At 38.4% G+C, this 19751-nt stretch carries 20 protein-coding genes, 1 pseudogene and 1 riboswitch; of the genes and pseudogenes, 17 read left to right on the plus strand and 4 right to left on the minus strand.

Annotated elements, in window-relative coordinates; genetic code table 11:
- The first annotated feature begins 119 nt into the window (after window positions 1-119).
- Window positions 120-647: a dehydrogenase gene (locus MKX47_RS08295; protein WP_340772895.1), complete on the plus strand. Its 528-nt coding sequence runs from the start codon at window positions 120-122 to the stop codon at window positions 645-647.
- Between the two features lie 286 nt (window positions 648-933).
- Window positions 934-1010: riboswitch (glycine riboswitch) on the plus strand.
- Between the two features lie 202 nt (window positions 1011-1212).
- Entirely contained in the window at window positions 1213-2550 is a 1338-nt protein-coding gene (locus MKX47_RS08300; RefSeq protein ID WP_340772898.1) for an amino acid permease, read from the plus strand.
- 42 nt (window positions 2551-2592) lie between these two features.
- Here MKX47_RS08300 and MKX47_RS08305 read toward each other — a convergent pair whose 3' ends face one another.
- The gene (locus MKX47_RS08305) at window positions 2593-3357 is read right to left on the minus strand and encodes a sulfite exporter TauE/SafE family protein (RefSeq protein ID WP_340772901.1); all 765 of its coding nucleotides are present in this window, start codon (window positions 3355-3357) and stop codon (window positions 2593-2595) included.
- A 98-nt stretch (window positions 3358-3455) separates the two neighbouring features.
- On the opposite strand from MKX47_RS08305, the gene MKX47_RS08310 reads away from it, so the two are divergent.
- Both MKX47_RS08310 and MKX47_RS08315 read left to right on the plus strand, forming a co-directional pair.
- Window positions 3456-4340 (plus strand): LysR family transcriptional regulator, encoded by an 885-nt coding sequence (locus tag MKX47_RS08310; protein WP_340772904.1) that lies wholly within the window; start codon window positions 3456-3458, stop codon window positions 4338-4340.
- Window positions 4341-4524: 184 nt separating this feature from the next.
- Window positions 4525-5405 (plus strand): annotated as a pseudogene (locus MKX47_RS08315) (DMT family transporter).
- Between the two features lie 221 nt (window positions 5406-5626).
- On the opposite strand, the gene MKX47_RS08320 reads toward MKX47_RS08315, so the two are convergent.
- From MKX47_RS08320 to MKX47_RS08330, 3 genes are read right to left on the minus strand one after another with little or no spacing between them, the layout of a single operon-like run.
- Window positions 5627-5800 (minus strand): hypothetical protein, encoded by a 174-nt coding sequence (locus tag MKX47_RS08320; RefSeq protein WP_340772910.1) that lies wholly within the window; start codon window positions 5798-5800, stop codon window positions 5627-5629.
- Window positions 5801-5805: 5 nt separating this feature from the next.
- The gene (locus tag MKX47_RS08325; protein ID WP_340772912.1) at window positions 5806-7002 is read right to left on the minus strand and encodes an MFS transporter; all 1197 of its coding nucleotides are present in this window, start codon (window positions 7000-7002) and stop codon (window positions 5806-5808) included.
- 9 nt (window positions 7003-7011) lie between these two features.
- Complete coding sequence (locus MKX47_RS08330) at window positions 7012-8283, minus strand: helix-turn-helix domain-containing protein (RefSeq protein WP_340772915.1); 1272 nt, start codon at window positions 8281-8283, stop codon at window positions 7012-7014.
- A gap of 216 nt (window positions 8284-8499) precedes the next feature.
- On the opposite strand from MKX47_RS08330, the gene MKX47_RS08335 reads away from it, so the two are divergent.
- The 13 genes from MKX47_RS08335 to MKX47_RS08395 all read left to right on the plus strand — a co-directional run bounded on the left by MKX47_RS08335 (window position 8500) and on the right by MKX47_RS08395 (window position 19747).
- A complete protein-coding gene (locus MKX47_RS08335) occupies window positions 8500-9051 on the plus strand; it encodes a GNAT family N-acetyltransferase (protein ID WP_340772918.1) in 552 nt (183 codons plus the stop codon).
- 162 nt (window positions 9052-9213) lie between these two features.
- Window positions 9214-9966 carry a hypothetical protein gene (locus MKX47_RS08340; RefSeq protein ID WP_340772920.1) on the plus strand — a complete coding sequence of 251 codons (753 nt, stop codon included), beginning with the start codon at window positions 9214-9216 and terminating at the stop codon, window positions 9964-9966.
- Window positions 9963-10325 (plus strand): GntR family transcriptional regulator, encoded by a 363-nt coding sequence (locus tag MKX47_RS08345; RefSeq protein ID WP_340772922.1) that lies wholly within the window; start codon window positions 9963-9965, stop codon window positions 10323-10325. Before MKX47_RS08340 ends, MKX47_RS08345 begins: the two co-directional genes overlap by 4 nt.
- A complete protein-coding gene (locus MKX47_RS08350; RefSeq protein WP_340772925.1) occupies window positions 10326-11015 on the plus strand; it encodes an ABC transporter ATP-binding protein in 690 nt (229 codons plus the stop codon). It begins immediately after the preceding gene.
- A gap of 10 nt (window positions 11016-11025) precedes the next feature.
- Entirely contained in the window at window positions 11026-11931 is a 906-nt protein-coding gene (locus MKX47_RS08355) for an ABC transporter ATP-binding protein (protein ID WP_340772927.1), read from the plus strand.
- On the plus strand, window positions 11918-12856 hold the full coding sequence (locus tag MKX47_RS08360; RefSeq protein ID WP_340772930.1) for an ABC transporter permease: 939 nt from the start codon (window positions 11918-11920) through the stop codon (window positions 12854-12856). Before MKX47_RS08355 ends, MKX47_RS08360 begins: the two co-directional genes overlap by 14 nt.
- A gap of 130 nt (window positions 12857-12986) precedes the next feature.
- On the plus strand, window positions 12987-14222 hold the full coding sequence (locus MKX47_RS08365) for a DNA polymerase IV (RefSeq protein ID WP_340772932.1): 1236 nt from the start codon (window positions 12987-12989) through the stop codon (window positions 14220-14222).
- A 210-nt stretch (window positions 14223-14432) separates the two neighbouring features.
- Window positions 14433-15896, plus strand: a complete 1464-nt coding sequence (locus MKX47_RS08370) for an MFS transporter (RefSeq protein ID WP_340772935.1) — start codon at window positions 14433-14435, stop codon at window positions 15894-15896.
- Window positions 15897-16125: 229 nt separating this feature from the next.
- Window positions 16126-16575, plus strand: coding sequence for a protoporphyrinogen oxidase (locus MKX47_RS08375; protein WP_340772938.1), 450 nt, complete (start codon window positions 16126-16128; stop codon window positions 16573-16575).
- A gap of 1 nt (window position 16576) precedes the next feature.
- Entirely contained in the window at window positions 16577-17509 is a 933-nt protein-coding gene (locus MKX47_RS08380) for a TRM11 family SAM-dependent methyltransferase (protein ID WP_340772942.1), read from the plus strand.
- A gap of 144 nt (window positions 17510-17653) precedes the next feature.
- Window positions 17654-18088 (plus strand): MarR family winged helix-turn-helix transcriptional regulator, encoded by a 435-nt coding sequence (locus MKX47_RS08385; protein WP_340777762.1) that lies wholly within the window; start codon window positions 17654-17656, stop codon window positions 18086-18088.
- A 49-nt stretch (window positions 18089-18137) separates the two neighbouring features.
- Entirely contained in the window at window positions 18138-19121 is a 984-nt protein-coding gene (locus MKX47_RS08390) for a ring-cleaving dioxygenase (RefSeq protein ID WP_340772945.1), read from the plus strand.
- A 23-nt stretch (window positions 19122-19144) separates the two neighbouring features.
- A complete protein-coding gene (locus MKX47_RS08395; RefSeq protein WP_340772947.1) occupies window positions 19145-19747 on the plus strand; it encodes an alpha/beta hydrolase in 603 nt (200 codons plus the stop codon).
- The last annotated feature ends 4 nt before the right edge of the window (window positions 19748-19751 follow it).

Raw genomic sequence — 19751 nt, forward strand, 5'->3', positions numbered from 1 at the left:
AGATAACTTTAATTCTCAAGCATGTTTTAGTTATCAACAAACATGGGAAGTGTATGGAACGACGTAACTTTTTAGCGCTTCATGCGACTAATACATCACTAAAAAGGAGTTGATCAATTTTGAAGGGCCTCTACGTATTAATAAGTATATTGCTGGGAGCTTTTTTAGTAGGTTGTACAGAAAAGGAAAAAGCACCGGTTAAAGATGAAGAGACATCATCACCGATTGAACAGTCTGAAGATCCTAATAAACTGAATTACGAATTGCTTATACATTTGGAATTTATCCCGCATGAAGTGGGGTCTTCCATGACATTAATTCAAGATGAAAAGCTTTATCAAATTTGGGCAGAAATCTTCCAATTAGAAGATACACCTGTCATTGATTTTGCGACGGAAGAAGTTTTATTTATTACGGAATATTCAAATGGCTGTGGGTTAGTATTTGATTCGCTGACACAGCAGGAAGATACATTGTATGCAAAACTTGATTTCCCTGAGGAGATTCGTAAACAAGAAACAAAGGCATGTGAGGATATTGCAAAGCCTCATTCATTTGTCATCAAGCTTAAAAAAACAGGTGCGACAAAGGGGACATTAGAAGACCCATATGAAATACGTTTGGAAAACATAAATATAATACTTTAAATGGCAATGTTACACAGAAGATGGAAAAGTTATTCTCTGTGTAACATTTTTTTACGTGAAATAATGCTTTTCGTTGAGCAGAAAATGTTGAAAAATCAGTATATTTGCTAATTTTGTACTAGTCATTTGAGCTGGTATTGTTGTAAAAGTGAGAAATCACTGGTAGTATTAGTTATCGTACAATAATAGTATTGGCGCGAACAATTCTGTGGATGGAAGATGCCAGAAGCGAATTGTGTAATTAAATAGTATTAAGCAACGATCGCTGTGGATCATACTACAGGCGGGAGCAGTTTCTGGAGAGAGCGCATAGAGCGTCGCCGAAGGGTTCATAATCTCAGGCAAAAGGACAGAAGGGTAATGAGAGACGTTATTATTCTTACGTATACAGGGACTAGTCATTGAACTAGTCCCTTTTCTTTTCATTTTTTCGTAGAGGAAATACAAAATAAATGAATCGAGAGCCTCCAGTAGATATCGTAGCTTTTAACAATCGCGAAAATACCTATTATTTTTCGGATGCATTTAGCAGTACGTGAAGATCTATTATTTGGAGGAAATCGTCTTGGAACAACCAGAATTAAAGCGCGACCTTAAAAATCGCCATGTGCAATTGATTGCAATAGGCGGAACAATTGGAACAGGTTTATTTTTAGGGTCAGGGAAAGCAATCTCACTCGCAGGTCCATCCATTATTTTTGCCTACTTAATTGTAGGAATTGCATTGTTTTTTGTCATGCGAGCATTAGGGGAGTTATTACTTTCAAAAGGTGGCTATTCATCATTTACGGAATTCGCCACAGAATATTTAGGGGATTGGGCAGGCTATGTAACAGGCTGGACGTATTGGTTTTGCTGGATTATGACGGCAATGGCCGATATTATTGCGGTCGGTATGTATACACAGTATTGGTTTGATGTCCCACAATGGGTGCCAGCCATTATCTGTTTAATCGTGTTATTAGCATTGAATTTATTAACGGTTAAATTATTTGGTGAATTAGAGTTTTGGTTTGCCTTAATCAAAATTATTACGATTGTCGCATTAATCGTCATCGGGATTGTGTTATTAGTCATCGGGTTTGAAACAGATACAGGTAAGGTCGCCGTATCGAATCTTTGGGTGCATGGTGGATTATTCCCGAATGGTGCATTTGGCTTTTTAATGGCATTCCAAATGGTTGTCTTTGCCTTTGTAGGGGTAGAATTAGTAGGGGTCTCTGCAGCGGAAACAGCCAATCCACAAAAAAATATTCCTTCAGCTATTAACAAAATTCCAGTACGTATTTTATTATTCTACGTCGGTGCGTTATTTATTATTTTAACGATCAACCCATGGGATACATTGAATGCAGCAAGCTCCCCATTTGTGCAAGTGTTTGCGTTAGTTGGAATACCGATTGCGGCTGGTTTAATTAATTTTGTTGTGCTAACTTCCGCAGCATCAGCAGGTAACAGTGGATTATTCTCGACAAGCCGTATGTTATTTAGTTTAGGAAAAAATAAGCAGGCACCAAAACCATTTGCGAAGCTTAATAAAAATCACGTGCCTCAAAATGGTTTAGTCGTATCTGCAGTAGTTGTATCAGTTGGTGCATTATTAAGCTATTTAATGCCAGAGAATGCATTTAACGTCGTGACAACAATAAGTGCGATTTGTTTTATTTGGGTATGGAGCATTATTTTGATTTCACATATTATCTATAAAAAACGCCACCCAGAATTACATCAAACGTCGATTTTTAAAGCACCATTAACGCCATTTGTGAACTATGTCGTTTTAGCGTTCTTTGCGTTTTTATTAGTCGTAATGGCTATTTCTGAAGAAACGCGCACAGCATTGTTATTAACACCGCTTTGGTTTGTTATGTTATTTGTAATTTACTTTATGCGTAAAAAATAAATTTAAGGATTGTCCTAGAAAATAAATAGGGCAATCCTTTTTTTAGAGCACATCTTTTAACATTTGAATGAATAAAAAGAAAAACAACACCGGCAACACCATTTGAATCCATCTTGATTTTAAATAAGGTGCGATTTTTAAGGCGAGCTGTGTTCCTACAATCGAGCCAATTGTAATGGGAACGGCGATGATTATGTCAAATACTCCGTATAACAAGTAAAAGAAAAATGCACTCATACAGCTTGAAAACATCATAAAACGTGTCAGCTGCACGGCTTTTAAATAGGGATAATTAGCTTTTAAAAAATACGAAATATTCATTGATCCAGAGCCTGGCCCTATTGCCCCGTCATACATACCAATGAAAAATGGTGGAAGGCGAGAAATTTTTTTGGTGACAGAAGAATCTGCAATTTCCATCCGCTTAAATTGTTGCTTTAGCACGATTAAAAAGGCAAATGCTAAAATAATACAAGCGATAATATTGAGTGTGTTTTCGCTAATGTTAGCTGAGATAAATGCCCCAACGACACCACCAATCGCAGCAACCATCATAAATGGAAACATTGTTTTTAACTTAATTTGTCCTTTTATTAGTAACGACAGTACACTGACAAAAGAAGAAACACCCGTTGCAAATTTATTTACCGCTATCGTAGTATGAATGGGCACGCCAACCATCAACATCGCAGGAAGCAATATAAAACCTGCTGCCCCAAGCAATACCCCAAAAATAGCCGCTATAGCCCCTATTACAAAAAGTACAAAACTATGGAATGTGAACCATTGTTCCATGATAAATTGCATGTCAATCACCTCTCTAACAAAGGTACAGTTTCTCATAAAATAAATCTAATATATAATTATTGAAGAATCATAAAAAATATTTATAGGAGATACGTGATATGAATATTCATGCCTACCGAATTTTTATGAAAGTAGCAAAACATAAAAGCGTCACACTCGCAGCGCAAGATTTAACGATGACCCAACCAGCAGTAACGATTCAGCTTCGCAATTTAGAGCGAGAATTACAAATGAAGCTTATTCAAACAAGGGGGCGTGGAATCGAATTGACGCTTGAAGGTGAATTTGTCTATAAACAGGGGTTGCGGTTATTTCAGCTTGAAGAGGAAATTGAACATAAAATTTTGCGAATGGCACATATGACAGAGACGAATCGAATCGCAACATCCTATATTCCGATGCATTATATGCTTCCTGAAATGATTGCTAAGTACAAACAGCATAAGCCACTTGCTGAATTTACAATCGAACTGAGTAACGTGAAAACGGTTGTGCAAAAAGTGATGAATTATGAAGCAGACTATGGTTTTGTTGTGCAAAGTGAAGAGGAAGAAATGGACTTACAATATGAAAAATTAAATGAAATCGATTTTGGCATAGTCGTACATCCAACACATCACTTAGCTAATAAAACGGTAACACTACAAGCATTATCCGACGAAACGTTTATTTATCGGGAAAAGGGAAGTTCAACGAGAGATTTGTTAGAAGCGGTATTTTATGCGAATGATTGTCCGCTACCAAAGAAGGGATTGCAACTACAGGGGTTATTCGAATCGATTCGGGTGGTACAGTCCGGCTATGGTATGATTTTGGCACCTAATTTGAGTGTAGAGCCTTTAATTGAACAGCAACAATTAGCAAGCATTACGATTAAAGGTATACAAATCAAACAAAGCCTCTATCTTTGCATACGCAAAAATGAATTGGAAACCTATCCATTCGTAGATTTCGTTTTAGGAAAAATGAAAAGCGGAAAATAATTGTCCAGTTTTTCGCTCGAAATAGACTGATTTTGATTGATTGTGATGGAATGCTACTGAATCGCAAAATATACGCAAAAAAATGTTTTTTCGGCTATCGAAATTACTGATATGATGGTAACAGTTTTGTTACAGAGAGTCGTAACAATTTTGCATTTTGTTTCATTCCAAAGGAGTTTTATCGATGAGTATAAAAAAAGCAAATTTCTTATTAGTGCTCGTTACGGTAGCGTGGGGGGCTTCGTATTTATTTACAAAAACAGCTGTGAAGGAGCTAGAGCCATTTACATTAATTGCCTACCGTTTTTTACTAGCATTTTTCATAACGGCAATAATCTTTTGGAAGCGTATTAAACAAGTAAATCGACAGACCATTTGGGCAAGTAGCTTGCTTGGCTTTGTCATGGCCGTCGTTTGTATTTTATTTGCCTATGCGCTGAGAATTACTGAAGCTTCAGTTGCTGGATTTTTAATAGCGACGACGGTTATTATTGTGCCATTATTAATGATCGGTATTACTCGGAAATTGCCAACTCGACAAGTCGTAACGGGTGGAATCATTACCTTAGCGGGTCTAGCGCTTTTTTCATTAAAGGGCTCGTTTTCGATTAGCTTTGGCATGGCGCTTTGCTTAATTACCGCATTTTTATATGCTGTACATATTATTTTAAATAATCATTTTGTTCAACAGCATGATAGTTTACAGCTTGGTGTGTTTCAATTATTCTTCACCGGTTTCTTTAGTTTAATTGGCGCGGTGTTTACGGAGCCGATTGTGTTTCCGCAAACTGTAAATGGATGGAGCTCGCTATTTATGCTGGCCATTTTTTGTTCGGCCTTTGCTATTATCTTGCAGTCTATTGCCCAAAAGCATACGAATGCCGTCTCAACAGGGTTCATTTTTCATTGGAGCCAATCTTCGCGGCCATGTTTGGGTTTATATTTTTAAGTGAGCGAATGGATTCACAAGAAATGCTAGGGGCTCTCTTTATTTTTGCAGGTGTGTTAGCAGCGAACTATACACCGTCAAAGGTTCGGAAGCTTCAAGGGAATATGCAAAATTAAGGCTCATCAATGAAATACGGGGTTGATGAACATACTCGCAGTTATTGCGTGGGGGAGATATTTTCCACTTATAGATTTTATTTGCGATTTTCAACGTATATTTGCTAATAGCCAAAAATATCCTTATTAATCAAAACCACTTATCATCTCTAGGATAGGGTGATGAACAATTATTTCGGGGTATGCTGAACGTCTTTGGACGAAGCACACCCCGATTTTTTTTAAGTCAATTTCCCAACTAATTGTGCGCGAGCTTCTTGATAAACTTTTGCATCACATGGCTCACATGAATATTTTCCGCGCATATTTTGCTTAAATAATCGATATTTGTTCGAGCCTTCCTCAACGAAAAAGGTCTTTTTACAGCAATAACAAATCGTTTCGTAACGAATCATCGTACTCAAGCCTCCATTGTTTTTTTATTAACGACGACAAAGCGATATAACGCACTGACTAAAGCTAAGGCGAATAAAGAGAAAATGCTCGTCGCCAGTTGGATTGAAAACCACTGTGCACTTAGACCGATAACAAGTGTTAATGTGATTTGTAATACGCTCTCGAATAGTGTGAGCACACTTGTAAATCGCCCCATAATTTCTGTTGGCACCGATTTTTGATAGATCGTTGCATAGCCAGCATTGCTAAATGACATAAAGAAACCAAGTAAGATAAAGGCGATAATCGCTAGTGCTAAATTAGGAGAGGCATAAAAGGTCGTATAACAAACGAGCGTCAATGACAGCCCAGCCCCAATATAAGTGGAGATGGATAGTCTTGTGACAAAGCTCGCCGCTGCAATTCCTCCAACAATCGCGCCAATCCCAGTAACCCCGACAATCACCCCATATGCAGCGTCAGAAACCTTATGAAAATCCTTCAAAAACGACATCTCTTGCGAATCCAGTGCATGGGTAATCATGAGGACACAGCTATACAAAACGAAAAATTGGACGACACTTCGATGCTCTGACATCACGCGCCACACAGCTTGAAAATCTTGACGTAGGACAGATGGTGAGATGATTTTTCGTCCGTCTGCGACACGCTGAGAAATATTCGGTAGCAAGTACATGAAAAAGGCACTAATGACAAGCGCACAGCTGTTAATCCATATCGTAATTGTCGTATTAGTCAGCGCAATGATGATACCGCTAAGTGCAGGACCAATCATAAAGCTACCTGAACTTACGATACTATTCACCGCATTGAAACGTAGCCGATCCTGTTTTGCAACTAGTTTTGTAATCATAAACGTACTGCTTGGTTGCGAAAAGCTTGTGGCAATATTGCTTAAAAATACTATGCCAAATATTAGCCAGATTGATGGGGCAAAAGGTAGCATAAATACAAGGAGTGCGCGAGACAAATCGCTTAATACGAGCATTAAGCGTTTATTCGAACGATCCACTATCGAGCCGACAAAAAAGCTTGCGATAATGCGTGCAATCGGTCCAATCATATACAATCCAGCAACCATAGCAGGAGATTCGGTCATATGCCAAACGGTTAAATTTAGCGCCACTAAATAAATCCAGCTCCCAAGTCTTGAAATTCCTTGACCAATCCACAATAGAAAATACTCTTTTTTATAATTCATATTTCACCTCTAACTGCTCATGCGTTTGCGCACTTTTTCACTTACCTGTAGTGCTAACCGGTAGCAATGACTCGCTTGTTTATAAGCATGTAAGTTTTCATAAAAGCCAGCCCACAGTGGTGCGTAGAAAAGGATGAGCTCAAAATACTGTTGCTGCTCAAAATGGGGGAAGGCCTGTTCCTCTAATTGCTTGAGCTCGGGTATTGATTTTTCACTTTCACATGCATAGATAAGCAGTGCGCGTTGGTATAAATGATGGGGCACAGAAAATTGGTTTTTATCGTATGTAGTAAATAATTGGTGAAGCTGCGCGAAATCTTGCAACTGATAACATGCGCGCATCCAATTGATCACGGAATGTAAATCATGTTCATAGTGCTGTGCTAACGCATAATGCTCACAGGCTTTCGTAAAGTTTTTCTGGCACTCATAGCAATAGGCGATATTGTTATGTAAGGAGCTATATTGCAAAGGCGTTTGAATCGACGTCACATGCTGCAATAAATTTAAACCAGCGTTATATTCATTTAATGCTTCATTAAAATGATGAAGATCATTGAGAATGACACCTTTCATCGAGTAAAGCTTTAGTTGAAATAATGGTTTAAATAAATGTCTCATATGCTTTGTCGCAATTTCAATATGTGTGATGGCCTTTTGAAATTGATAGCTTCGATGATAAGAAAAGGCTAGGTGATAGTGATAATTGGCTTGCTCAAACGCATTAGCACGCATCATCAATTGCGCGTTAAAACCATCGAATTCTCGGTCTGCTAGCAGCTGAAATTCAGAAAATGATAAATGAGCATACGCCGTGATTGCAAGATAGAGCGTGGTGATACGGTCCCCCTTATACGTAATAAACGGTTCCAGCTCTAGTAATAAGGCACGGGCTAACGAATCCTCCTTAATGGACAGTAAGTAGCGACTATAAATTAATTTGGCGATAAGCTGATGTTCGAACAGTTGAAATGCTTCATTAAAATGTTGGAGTAGTTCGATTTCCGCTTCAATCAGTACTTCATTCGAAAGGAGCTTTTCGTAAATCACTTCGAAGCTTTGTAAGGTGTGCGCTTCATTTTTCATGGTTTCAGCTAGGTCGAGTCCTAATCGCTCAAATAATTGCTCGTACAATGCCTGCTCGGCAATAACGACGCCGTTTTCGATTCGGCTTAAATACGACGGTGTACAAATGCCAATCGCAACATCATCTTGCTTTAGCTTTTTCTGCTGTCTACTATATTTAATGTATTTTCCCCATTGAAGCTCTTGTTTTTCCAAATTTGTTCACCTCTAGGAACTATTTTAACAAAATAACCCAAGACAGTATTGTGAATTTGCTAGAAAACGAAGAGGACTCGTCTTGATTTTTGATTGTAACTTACACAAGTCACCGATTATAGCTGCAAATTTTCTATTGCATAATAAACATTCGCTCTATATGATTAGTAAAAATAATATAGAAATTTTATGTTGGTAGAGTAGGGGTGAATGTGTATGTTTTTTTATGAAGTGGATAATGAAATCCAATTAAAATTAATTACGCAAAATGATGGTGAGGAAATTTTTGCATTTGTTGATCGTTCGCGTAGCTATTTACGTGAGTGGCTTGGCTGGATTGATAATACAAAAACAGTGGAAGATACGCGTGCATTTGCAGCCTATAATTTAGAGCGTTTTGCTAAGCGTGAGGGGTTAGACACAGCTATTTATTATAAAGGGCAATTTGTTGGGAAGGTTTCGATCAATACAATCAATTGGACATTAAAAAAATGTGAAATTGGTTATTTCTTAGATGAAAAATTCCAAGGGGAAGGCATTATGACACGTGCGGTGAAAGGGATTATTGATATCGCCTTTCATGAATATAAATTGGAAAAAGTAGAGATTCGTGCTGCAGTTGACAATAAAAAAAGTCGCCATATTGCAGAACGTTTAGGCTTTATGCTTGAAGGCACGATTCGCAATGCAGAATGGCTATACGATCACTATGTAGACCATGCTGTGTATGGATTGCTAGCCAATGAATGGATTGGTGAATACAAGTAATTGATGTGTGTTTCTGCTAAATTAAACAACTTAATAAGATATCCAAACCTCGTCCGATTATTCAATGACGAGGTTTTTTCAATGAAAAAATTTCCAAAAAAAAGTTGAAAGTAGTTTTGCTCTAGTGTAATATATGACTAGTACAGTGATACGGAGGGAATTATGAAAAAAGTATTTGGCTTAATTATGAAAGAGCATATCCAATATAAGAAAACAATTGGTGTGCTTTTTCTATCAACCATTTTTATGATTGGCGTTTTACCTTATGCCATACATTATTACCGCGATGTCATCCCTTTAAGTTCTATTCGTACTCCCTTGCTTTTTTTGGGGATTAGTTTGATTGTGCTCAACGCCATTAGCTCATTTTTTATAAGCTTAAATCGAGCCATTAAAATGAAAATGCTTTGGCTACATCACCCCAATTCAATTGTGCTGCTCGTTTTCGCAAAGTTTATTTATCAAATGGTGGCGATGCATTTGCTGTTAGCAGTTGCCCTAATTGGTTTATATTTTTTACCGGAAGTTATTATTGGCACAGCTGGACAGATTTTTATGCTATCGCTGTATGTACAGATTATATGCAATGTTATTTATATTTTATTTACTGTACTATTGCTCGTTTTATTAGCGATTACACTTCAGCTAAAGCCCTATATCGGTAAATTTAGTTATGTAGTTAGCACGCTTTTATTTGTTGGCTTTTTTCTATCAGCTGATCCATTTACGCTTCAATTTTTAGAAATCGGTAGAATCCCAACCGAAAAAATTAGTACATATTTGCCTACATTTACGAATGGTCTAACCATTACTGCGATGGATGTTTATGTCGTTTATGAACTGATTTCCTTTATCTTTTATGCGGCGTTATTTATTGTTGCATGTAAATGGATTGAAAGGGTGATAACGCGATGACCGTTGATTTTGTAAAAGATCGCCCAATTTATTTGCAGCTTGTTGATAGGATTGCTGGAGACGTTATTAAAGGGGAACGAATGCCTGGAGATAAATTACCCTCAGTTCGGGAATATGCACTTGAAACAGGGGTAAATGTCAATACAGTGCAGCGCGTTTATAAGGAGCTGGAACAAATGGGACTGACGGAAACAAAGCGTGGGCAAGGAACGTTTATTACGATGGACGGGGATATTATTCATCGTACACGGGAGCAAATGAAGGAGCAGGTAGCGCTACAGTTTATTTCTTCAATTGAATCATACGGGTTCACCATTGAGGAAGTCATTGATGTCTTAAAGAAGAAGGGTGGTAGCTAAATGCAAGTATCCGAGATAAGTTATAGCTATGGACGTACAACCATTTTAGAACGTATTAGCTTTTGTATTGAAAAGGGACAAATCGTAGGCTTAATTGGAGAAAATGGCAGTGGGAAATCCACCCTCCTACAATTATTAGCCGGAATTTTACGTCCAACAGCTGGGCGTATTGAGTTGAATGGGCAAAAAATCACACGCAAAAGTGCTGACTTCATCTCCTATCAACCGGATATTGATTTATTTTATGAAAATATGACGGGTGACGAGGTATTTCGATTTTATCAATCCCAATTTGAAAACTTTTCGATTGAAAGGGCAAGGGAAATCGCTAAATTTTTACAGGTGCCAACCAATATATTGCTAGGCAAACTGTCAAAGGGCAATCGGGGCTGCATTAAGCTGGCGACATTTTTAGCGCGCAAGGCAGAGCTCTATTTATTAGATGAGCCTTTTGCAGGACTTGATCCATTAGCGCGGGAAAATTTAATGAAGGCCATTATCCGCTATATTGATATCGAACATTGTGCGGTTATTTTATCGACACATGAGGTCAATGAGGTGGAGGCAATATTAGATCATGTAATTTTACTAAAGGATGGTCATATCCGGGCAATGGATGAGCTTGAGCAAATCCGTGATGAACGCGGTGAAAATGCAGTGCAATGGATGAAAAATTTATATCGAGAGTAGGTGCGGTCAATTGACACAACCAATTGTAGAAATTAAAAATTTAAACAAAACGATTAAAGGGAAACACATCATTAAAAACTTGAATTTAACGTTTTATCCTGGTCAAATTACTGGATTTTTAGGGCCGAATGGTGCAGGGAAAACGACAACGATTCGTATGATGACGGGGCTTATGCATCCTTCAGAGGGTGAAGTGATTATTGCAGGACAATCGTTGGCTAAAAACTATGAGGAAGCCATCAGTCATGTCGGAGTTATTGTTGAAAATCCTGAAATGTATAAGTATATGACAGGCTATAAAAACTTGCAGCATTTTGCACGTATGCATAAAGGTGTTACGAAGGAGCGCATCGATGAGGTTGTCGCACAAGTGGGACTCGAAAATCGAATTCATGAAAAAGTAAAGACCTATTCATTAGGGATGCGTCAACGCTTAGGCTTAGCACAAGCGATGCTTAACCGTCCGAAATTTTTAATTTTAGATGAGCCAACAAATGGGTTAGACCCGGCTGGTATTCGTGAATTCCGTATGTATTTACGTAAAATTGCAACAGAGGATAATGTGGCGATAGTTGTATCAAGTCACCTATTATCAGAAATTGAGCTAATGGTTGACCGAATTGCGGTTATTCAAAACGGTGAGCTCATTGATTTACGTGAACTGGAACAGCAGGAAGCAACGCAATATTATATTGAAATCGGTCAAGTTGAGAAGGTACCACAACAATTAGTGGATAAATTAACAAAGCAAAACGGCGGATATGTTGTGGATTTAACGAAGGATGAAGTACCCTCATTTGTTCGTCAATTAGTAGAAGCGGGCATTGATTTATATTCAATTCAGCCTGTACAAAAACGTTTAGAGGACCAATTTATTGAAATGACGGGTGGAGGTGCAATCGATGCAATACGTTAAAAATGAATGGATTAAAATGTGGTCGCAAAAAAATGCCTGGATTATGCTTGTCATTGTACTGGGGATGCTTGCATTAGTGACGGGTATTAATAAATACTACGAAACACCGTCTGCTACAACCGAAGAGCGACTTCAAGCAAATGAAGAGATGTTATCACATTATAAAGAAATGAGCATGATGGAAGATATGACAGTGGAGGATATTGCTTATTATAATGAAGAAATTTTGAAAGTCGAGTATCGCATTGCCAATGATCTTCCTGCTGAGCATACGAACACGATTTTAAGCCATATGAATTTCGCGGTTACCCTTTCGATTATGATGGTCAGTATTTTTACAACGGTTATTGCAGCCGGGATTGTATCCAATGAATTTGGGACAGGCACAATTAAGATGCTATTAACACGTCCGGTTGCGCGTTGGAAAATCTTATTATCGAAATTAGTGACGTCTGTTTTATACGGACTAACATCACTAGCCGTTGCACTTATTTTTTCACTCGCTCTTGGCTTTATTTTATATAATAATGATGGCGCGGTGATGCTATCGGTAGTAGATGGGCAAGTGGTCGAACAGGTATTGGAAAACACGATTGCCGAAACGATTTTATACTCACTTGCAGCGCTTGTGATGACGACCATTTTTGCCTTTATGATTGGCTCATTATTTGGGTCAAGTACATTAGCTGTAAGTTTATCGTTGTTCATTCTACTAATGGGTCAAACAGCGACAATGTTTTTAGCACAATATGATTTTGCCAAATACATTTGGTTTGCCAATGATTTAACGTATTACGCACCAGGAAATAGCCCGATGATTGAGGGTTTAACATTTGGCTTCTCGGTAGTAGTCAATATTGTATACGCCATTGTTTTCTTAGCAATTACATTTGGATACTTTATGAAACGTGATGTAACGGCGTAACATAACTGGAGTTTTCACCATGTGTGAAAACTCCTTTTTTGATGGGAGTATTTATGTTTTAGACGGTTCGATAGTTTATTTTGATTGTCAGCAAATTACGTATTAAAATATAGATAACGGAGGTGGTATGATGGCAGGACGCGTGATTTTTCATATTGATATGAATAGCTTTTATGCATCGGTGGAGCAGGCGCATGAACCAACGCTGAAAGGAAAGCCCATCGCGGTAGCAGGCAATGCGAAAGAGCGACGAGGCATTATTGTGACGAGCTCGTATGAAGCACGTGCGAAAGGGATTTATACGACGATGACGGTTGGTGAAGCAAAGCGGAAATGTCCAGATATCATCTTATTACCACCCGATTTCGCCAAATATCGAGAGGCAAGTGCAGCGATGTTTGCGATATTACGCAGCTACACCGATTTAGTAGAGCCCGTTTCGATTGATGAAGGCTACTTAGATGTAACTGAAATCGCAAAAACACAGCATCCAATGCAGCTTGCGGAGGAAATTCAACAGCGTATATTACATGAGCTTGATTTACCATGCTCCATTGGCATCGCTCCGAATAAATTTTTAGCCAAAACAGCATCAAATATGAAAAAGCCCCGAGGCATTACGGTCCTTCGAAAGCGCCAAGTACCGGAACTTTTATGGGCACTTCCTGTCATCGACATGCATGGAATTGGAGCAAGTACATCCAAAAAATTACAGGCGCTTGGGATTCATACAATTGGCGACTTGGCAAATGCTCAAGAAAGAATACTGCAAAAGGAATTTGGTAAAAATGGTGTGCGACTGCATAAACGCGCAAATGGAGAGGATGGACGTGAGGTAGATCCCAATGCCATTTTTGATACAAAAAGTGTAGGCAACTCGACAACCTTGCCACGGGACGAAACGGAATATTATATTTTGAAGGAAACATTTGAAAAGCTGAGTCGAAGTGTTGCGGAACGCTTGAAAGTAAAATATTTAGCGGGTACAACGGTTAGCATTCAAATTCGAAATTTTGAATGGCAAAATCAAACGCGCAGTAAATCACTAAAAACGGCCATACAGCAAGCCGATGCAATATTTGACATTGCATGGCAGCTTTTTTTACAGCATTGGGACGAAACACCGGTGCGACTCATCGGGATTACCGTTTCAAATGTGGTCGATCAGGCGGATTTAACCCAGCAGCTCAACTTATTTAATTTTGAACAGCATATTAAAGATGAGCCGATTGTGGCATTAGTTGATACAATGGAGAAAAAATTTGGCAAAGGTGTTATTCAGCGCGGCGTTCGTGTGAAAAGGAAAAGCTATGCCTCGAATACAAGTTTTAGTAAAGACTTTTTAGAAGATCATCAGCAAAAATGAGCACATGCCACATAGCATTTGTGCTCTTTTTGTAATAGATGACCGAACTTTATGAGAATTGCTATCATTTGTGTGGAGAATGGGTAAAATAGCGTGCTATAATAGATAAGATTTATACTTAAAAGTTCGATTGGTGAAAGCTACTATTCGTTAGGGATGGGAAATAATCCTAGCGAGTAAAGATTCACTTTTTTGTATCAGGAGGATAAAATGAAGATTCATCCGCTACGATTTTTACGTATAATAGGTGTTCTTGATGGACTTTCACTTATTACATTATTATTTATTTCAATGCCACTAAAATATTTTGCAGATTTGCCGTTATTTGTGACTGTGAATGGTAGTATTCATGGGGGCATATTCATGCTATATGTAGTCGCTATTGCTATTGTACAGTTACGTATTCAATGGAGTGTTAGCTGGTCTTTACTTTCCGTATTCGTTGCCTTTATTCCATTTGGTAACTTTGTTTTGGACATGAAGCTGAAAAAAATGGAGAAAACAATGCGTGTGAAACCATTTCCTACACATTGGTTAGTTTATGCGATCATCTTCTTTTCGTTTTTTGATTTATTTGTACAATTACCTATTATGAGTACATATGCGTTATCTGTCGGTGCGTCAACCTTTATAGCAGGTATTGTTGTGGGGATGTATTCGTTTATGAATACATTTGGTAATATTTTTTCTGGTGTATTTACCGATAAAATTGGGGCATTTCGAATTTTAGTATTTGGTCTTATTACATCATCACTCTCCCTTTTATGCTACCAACTCGTGGATAGCCCAGAAATTTTGTTAGTTGTCCGCTGTATTCATGGCTTTAGCAGTGGCTTTATTACACCTGCTGCATTTACGTTGCTGGCCAATATTCGACGTGCAGAGGAGCAGGGTAGTGGTAGTGCCATTACAGGAGCATTTGTAGGAATTGCTGCCATCATTGGACCGGCATCCAGTGGTATTTTAGCAAGTAAAATTTCCGTACCAAATGTACTCAGTTTTGTAGCAGTGTATGGCATTATTTTATTAATTGGTTTGTTATTACTTTTGCGGAAATTTTCATTACCAAAACGTGTCAAGAAACAAGTGAAAGAAAAACTACAATGGAATATAGGAATTATGAAAGCTTATGGTGGGGCATTTTTCTTAATGTTTTCACAAGGAGTTTTAGCGTATTTACTGCCCATCCATATTCAGGATTTAGGATATAGTTCACGAATGTCGGGTACATTATTAAGCGTGTTTGGTATTGTGGCGGTGCTAATTTTCATTTTGCCTACCAACCGAATTTTTGATTTTATTAATGCGCAAGTTACATTATTGGTTGGGGTAGTGCTTCTGGCTTTTGCACAAATTGGTATTGGTCTTGCGGAAGAAATCATCTGGTTGTATGGGATGTTAGCGTTATATGGTGTAGGATTTGCGTTTTTATTCCCATCAATCAATGCGGTTTTAATTGAGGCTACTACCGAAAAAACGCGTGGTAAAGCATATGGCTATTTTTACGCATTTTTCTCAATCGGTGTGGTTGCAGGGTCTGCTATTTTAGGCATGCTAGACTTAATTGGGACGCCAGGATTTATTTTTACCGGCGCCATTTTATTAAGCTTTAGTCTGTTTGTATTCATTACATTAGTGACGACCAAAGTATCGCTGTTAAAAGTGCGTACATAAACGAAAGGGGGCACCATTCGATGTGGTAGCCCTCTTTTCGTATGATGAGAAATAATGTCACACCTAAAAATCTCCATCATTTGCGGAGAAAATACAAAATGATTGCTATAAATACATTGTTCGATACGTGGAGAATTGTTCGTGTTTGTAATGCAACGAAATGAATTGTCGTGTATACTAAACAAGGTGAAAATTAGACACGTTGAACAAACTGAAAGGACTTAGAATCATGGTTACGTTACATTTTGAAGTATTAGAACGTTGCAGTAAAGAAACAGAGGATACTATTACGGCTGAACAAAAAGCATTTGCAGCAACACCCATTTCTTATTTAAAGGAAAATCAAGGAGAATTTATTTATGTAGAATGCACGCAGTTTAACGATATTCGTGTCGATGCAGTAGCATTAGAATTTGATGATGCCTTTAATCTTTACACAGCATTATTTGGCTTAAAGCTGCAAAAGAAGCATAGCGAGGCGATTCGTAACTATTTAAAAGCGAATGTGAAATCCGTATTAGGCAGTAGCAGCGCGGCATTCTCTGGTCAAGAAGGCCTATGGGAATTAAATATTGCCGTAGACTGTATGGAAGGCTTTAAGGATTCCATGTCAATCGAGGAAGTATGTGAGTTATTGTATCAATTTGTTGCGCAATTATTAACGACAGTGGATCTATAAAATGCAATATTTATATAGCTTTGCTTGTCAAAAGGGCGAATATGAGCTTTCACGTTTAGAAATGCGCACATTTTTTAACTTTGATGTGGAAGGCAATGTTTTGATTAGCGAAAAGAAAATCGAACCAAGTCGTAGCCCGTATATGCGAAAGCGCTTAGATATTTGGGTACAGGGAACGACAATTGAGCAGCTTGTTGATGCTGCACAACAAATACAGCTTGGTGAGCGTTCATTTAAAATTCATGCTTTAAATAATAGTGAAGATGCGATTTTACCAAAGCTGTCACGTACGGTTCGTAACGAGATGATGAAAAAAATCGGCTACGCTATTCATGCTGAGCCAGATTTAGAGAATCCCGATGTGGTATTGGGCCTAGTGCTCTATGAAGGCATCTATTATTTAGGTGAGCTGGTGCAGGGCGAAGCAGTTTGGCTACACCATATGCAAAAGCCTGAAATGTATTCAACAGCACTCAGTACACGAGATGCACGAGCCATTGTTAATATTGCAGCTCCGTTTCCACAAGGCTTAAAAGTAATTGACCCGTGCTGTGGGATTGGTACCGTATTAGTTGAGGCGATGAGTATGGGCATATCTATTGAGGGACGAGACATCAATAAGCGAGTTGTTTGGGGATCGCGTATTAATTTACGACACTTCGGATTTGAGCCAAAAGTGGAAATTGGCCCAATTGAAGAAGCAAGTGAGGGTTATGATGTCGCTATTATCGATATGCCGTATAATTTATTTACGCATATATCGGAGGATTTACAGCAAAGCATAATTACCAATGCCCGACGTATTGCTAAGCGTGTCGTCATTGTAACAATCGAATCGATGGACGACAAAATTGCCAACGCTAATTTAACAATTATGGATCAGGCAATCGTAAAAAAAGGCACATTTGAACGCCATGTTTTAATATGTGAGTAATTAGGGAACACTTCATTCCAATGAGCGTTTGGATGAGGTGTTTTTCATTACATTGCATGAGTTGACATGAAATGAAATCCGTGTTATATTTATCTCGAATTAAAGATATTTGAAATCGGAATTAATGGGAAGGTAGGGGCAATGATGAGTCAATACGCACCACAATTAAAGGCTTTTACCGTGTTGCATCGCGCAACTAATGCTAGTCAAGAGGTTACTAAAAAACAAATTTTAACGAGTAACTTAAATTTAACTGAATTTGCTGTAATGGAGCTGCTCTATCATAAAGGCGAGCAACCTATTCAAATAATTGGTAAAAAGGTGCTAATCGCAAGCAGTAGTATTACGTATGTCGTCGATAAGCTTGAACAAAAAGGCTTTGTCCATCGAAAATCATGTGCAAATGACCGACGTGTAACCTATGCGGCACTCACAGATTTAGGGCATCAACAAATTAAAGCGATCTTTCCAGCACATGAGCAAAAAATTGCCGAAATTTTTGAGATTCTTTCAAACGAAGAACTCGAAATATTAACAGATTTGCTAAAACGAGTAGGACATCACGCAAGTCAAATTTAATTTTTTTACGTATATATCTCGAAATCGAGAAAAATTGGAGGAAATAATAATGAACCATATTAAAGGAATTCACCACGTAACAGCAATTACAAGCAGTGCAGAAAAGAATTATGAGTTTTTCACGTATGTATTAGGGATGCGTCTTGTGAAAAAAACAGTTAACCAAGATGATATTCAAACATATCATTTATTCTTTGCGGATGATAAGGGCTCAGCAGGAACAGATATGACATTCTTTGATTTCCCTGGCATTCCAAAAGGGGTACACGGAACAGATGAAATTTATAAAACAGCATTCCGCGTTCCAACAGATGCAGCGTTAGACTATTGGGTAAAACGTTTTGACCGCCTACAAGTTAAACATGACGGTATTCAAACACAATTTGGTAAGCAAACATTATCATTTGTAGACTTTGATGAGCAACAATATATGTTGATTTCAGATGAAAATAACAAAGGAATTGAATCCGGAACGCCTTGGCAAAACGGACCGATTCCATTAGAGTTTGCCATTACAGGCTTAGGTCCTGTGCATATCCGTATTTCGCGCTTTGATTATTTCAAAGAAGTGCTAGAAAAGGTAATGCTAATGCGTGAAGTGGCACAAGAAGGCCAATTACACTTATTTGAAGTAGGTGAAGGTGGTAATGGAGCTGCAGTAATTGTGGAAGAAAATACAGAGCTTGCGCAAGGTCGTCAAGGTTATGGTACAGTACACCATGCGGCATTCCGTGTTGAGGATACAGCCGTATTACACGAATGGATTGACCGAATGGAAAGCTTTGGCTTCGGTACATCGGGCTATGTCGACCGTTTCTTCTTTGAATCGTTATATGCACGTGTTGCACCAGGGATTTTATTTGAGTGGGCTACAGATGGGCCTGGATTTATGGGCGACGAGCCGTATGAAACAGCCGGCGAAATTTTATCATTACCGCCATTTTTAGAAGCAAAACGTGACTACATCGAAAGCGTTGTTCGCCCAATCGATACGGTGCGTTCAACAAAAACAATTGAAAAAGAATACGAGTAATTCAAAGACAGGAGTGGCTAGAGATGCATCACATTTTTAAACAAGGCGTTAAACAAAAGCCTGTACTCTTATTGTTACATGGGACAGGCGGTGACGAAAATAGCTTACTTGCATTAGCTGAAATGATCGATCCAGAAGCCTCTGTATTAAGTGTTCGCGGAAATGTGTTAGAGCATGGTATGCCAAGATTTTTCCGTCGCATTGCAGAGGGGGTATTCGATATGGAGGATTTAGCTGCGCGCACAGAAGAGCTCTATGAATTTTTAACTACCGCCGCTACAAAATATGGCTTTGATCACAATCAAATCATTGCCATTGGTTATTCAAATGGGGCGAATATTGCGGCAAACTTGCTATATGAATATAGCGATGCGTTAAAAGGCGCAATCTTACATCATCCTATGGTGCCGAATCGTCATGCTACGGTACCGGAGCAGCAAACAAACGTATTTATCGCTGCAGGGGTGAACGATCCAATGTGTCCGCAGCAAGAGGCGACAGATTTACAAACTATGCTTGTACAAGCAGGGGCCGATGTAACACTGGAATGGGAAACGAATGGTCACCAGCTAACAATGAGTGAAGTTCAAAAAGCAAAAGCTTGGTATGAACAATTATTTGTATAATATA

The sequence above is a fragment of the Solibacillus sp. FSL R7-0668 genome (assembly GCF_038006205.1).
Lineage (GTDB): Bacteria > Bacillota > Bacilli > Bacillales_A > Planococcaceae > Solibacillus.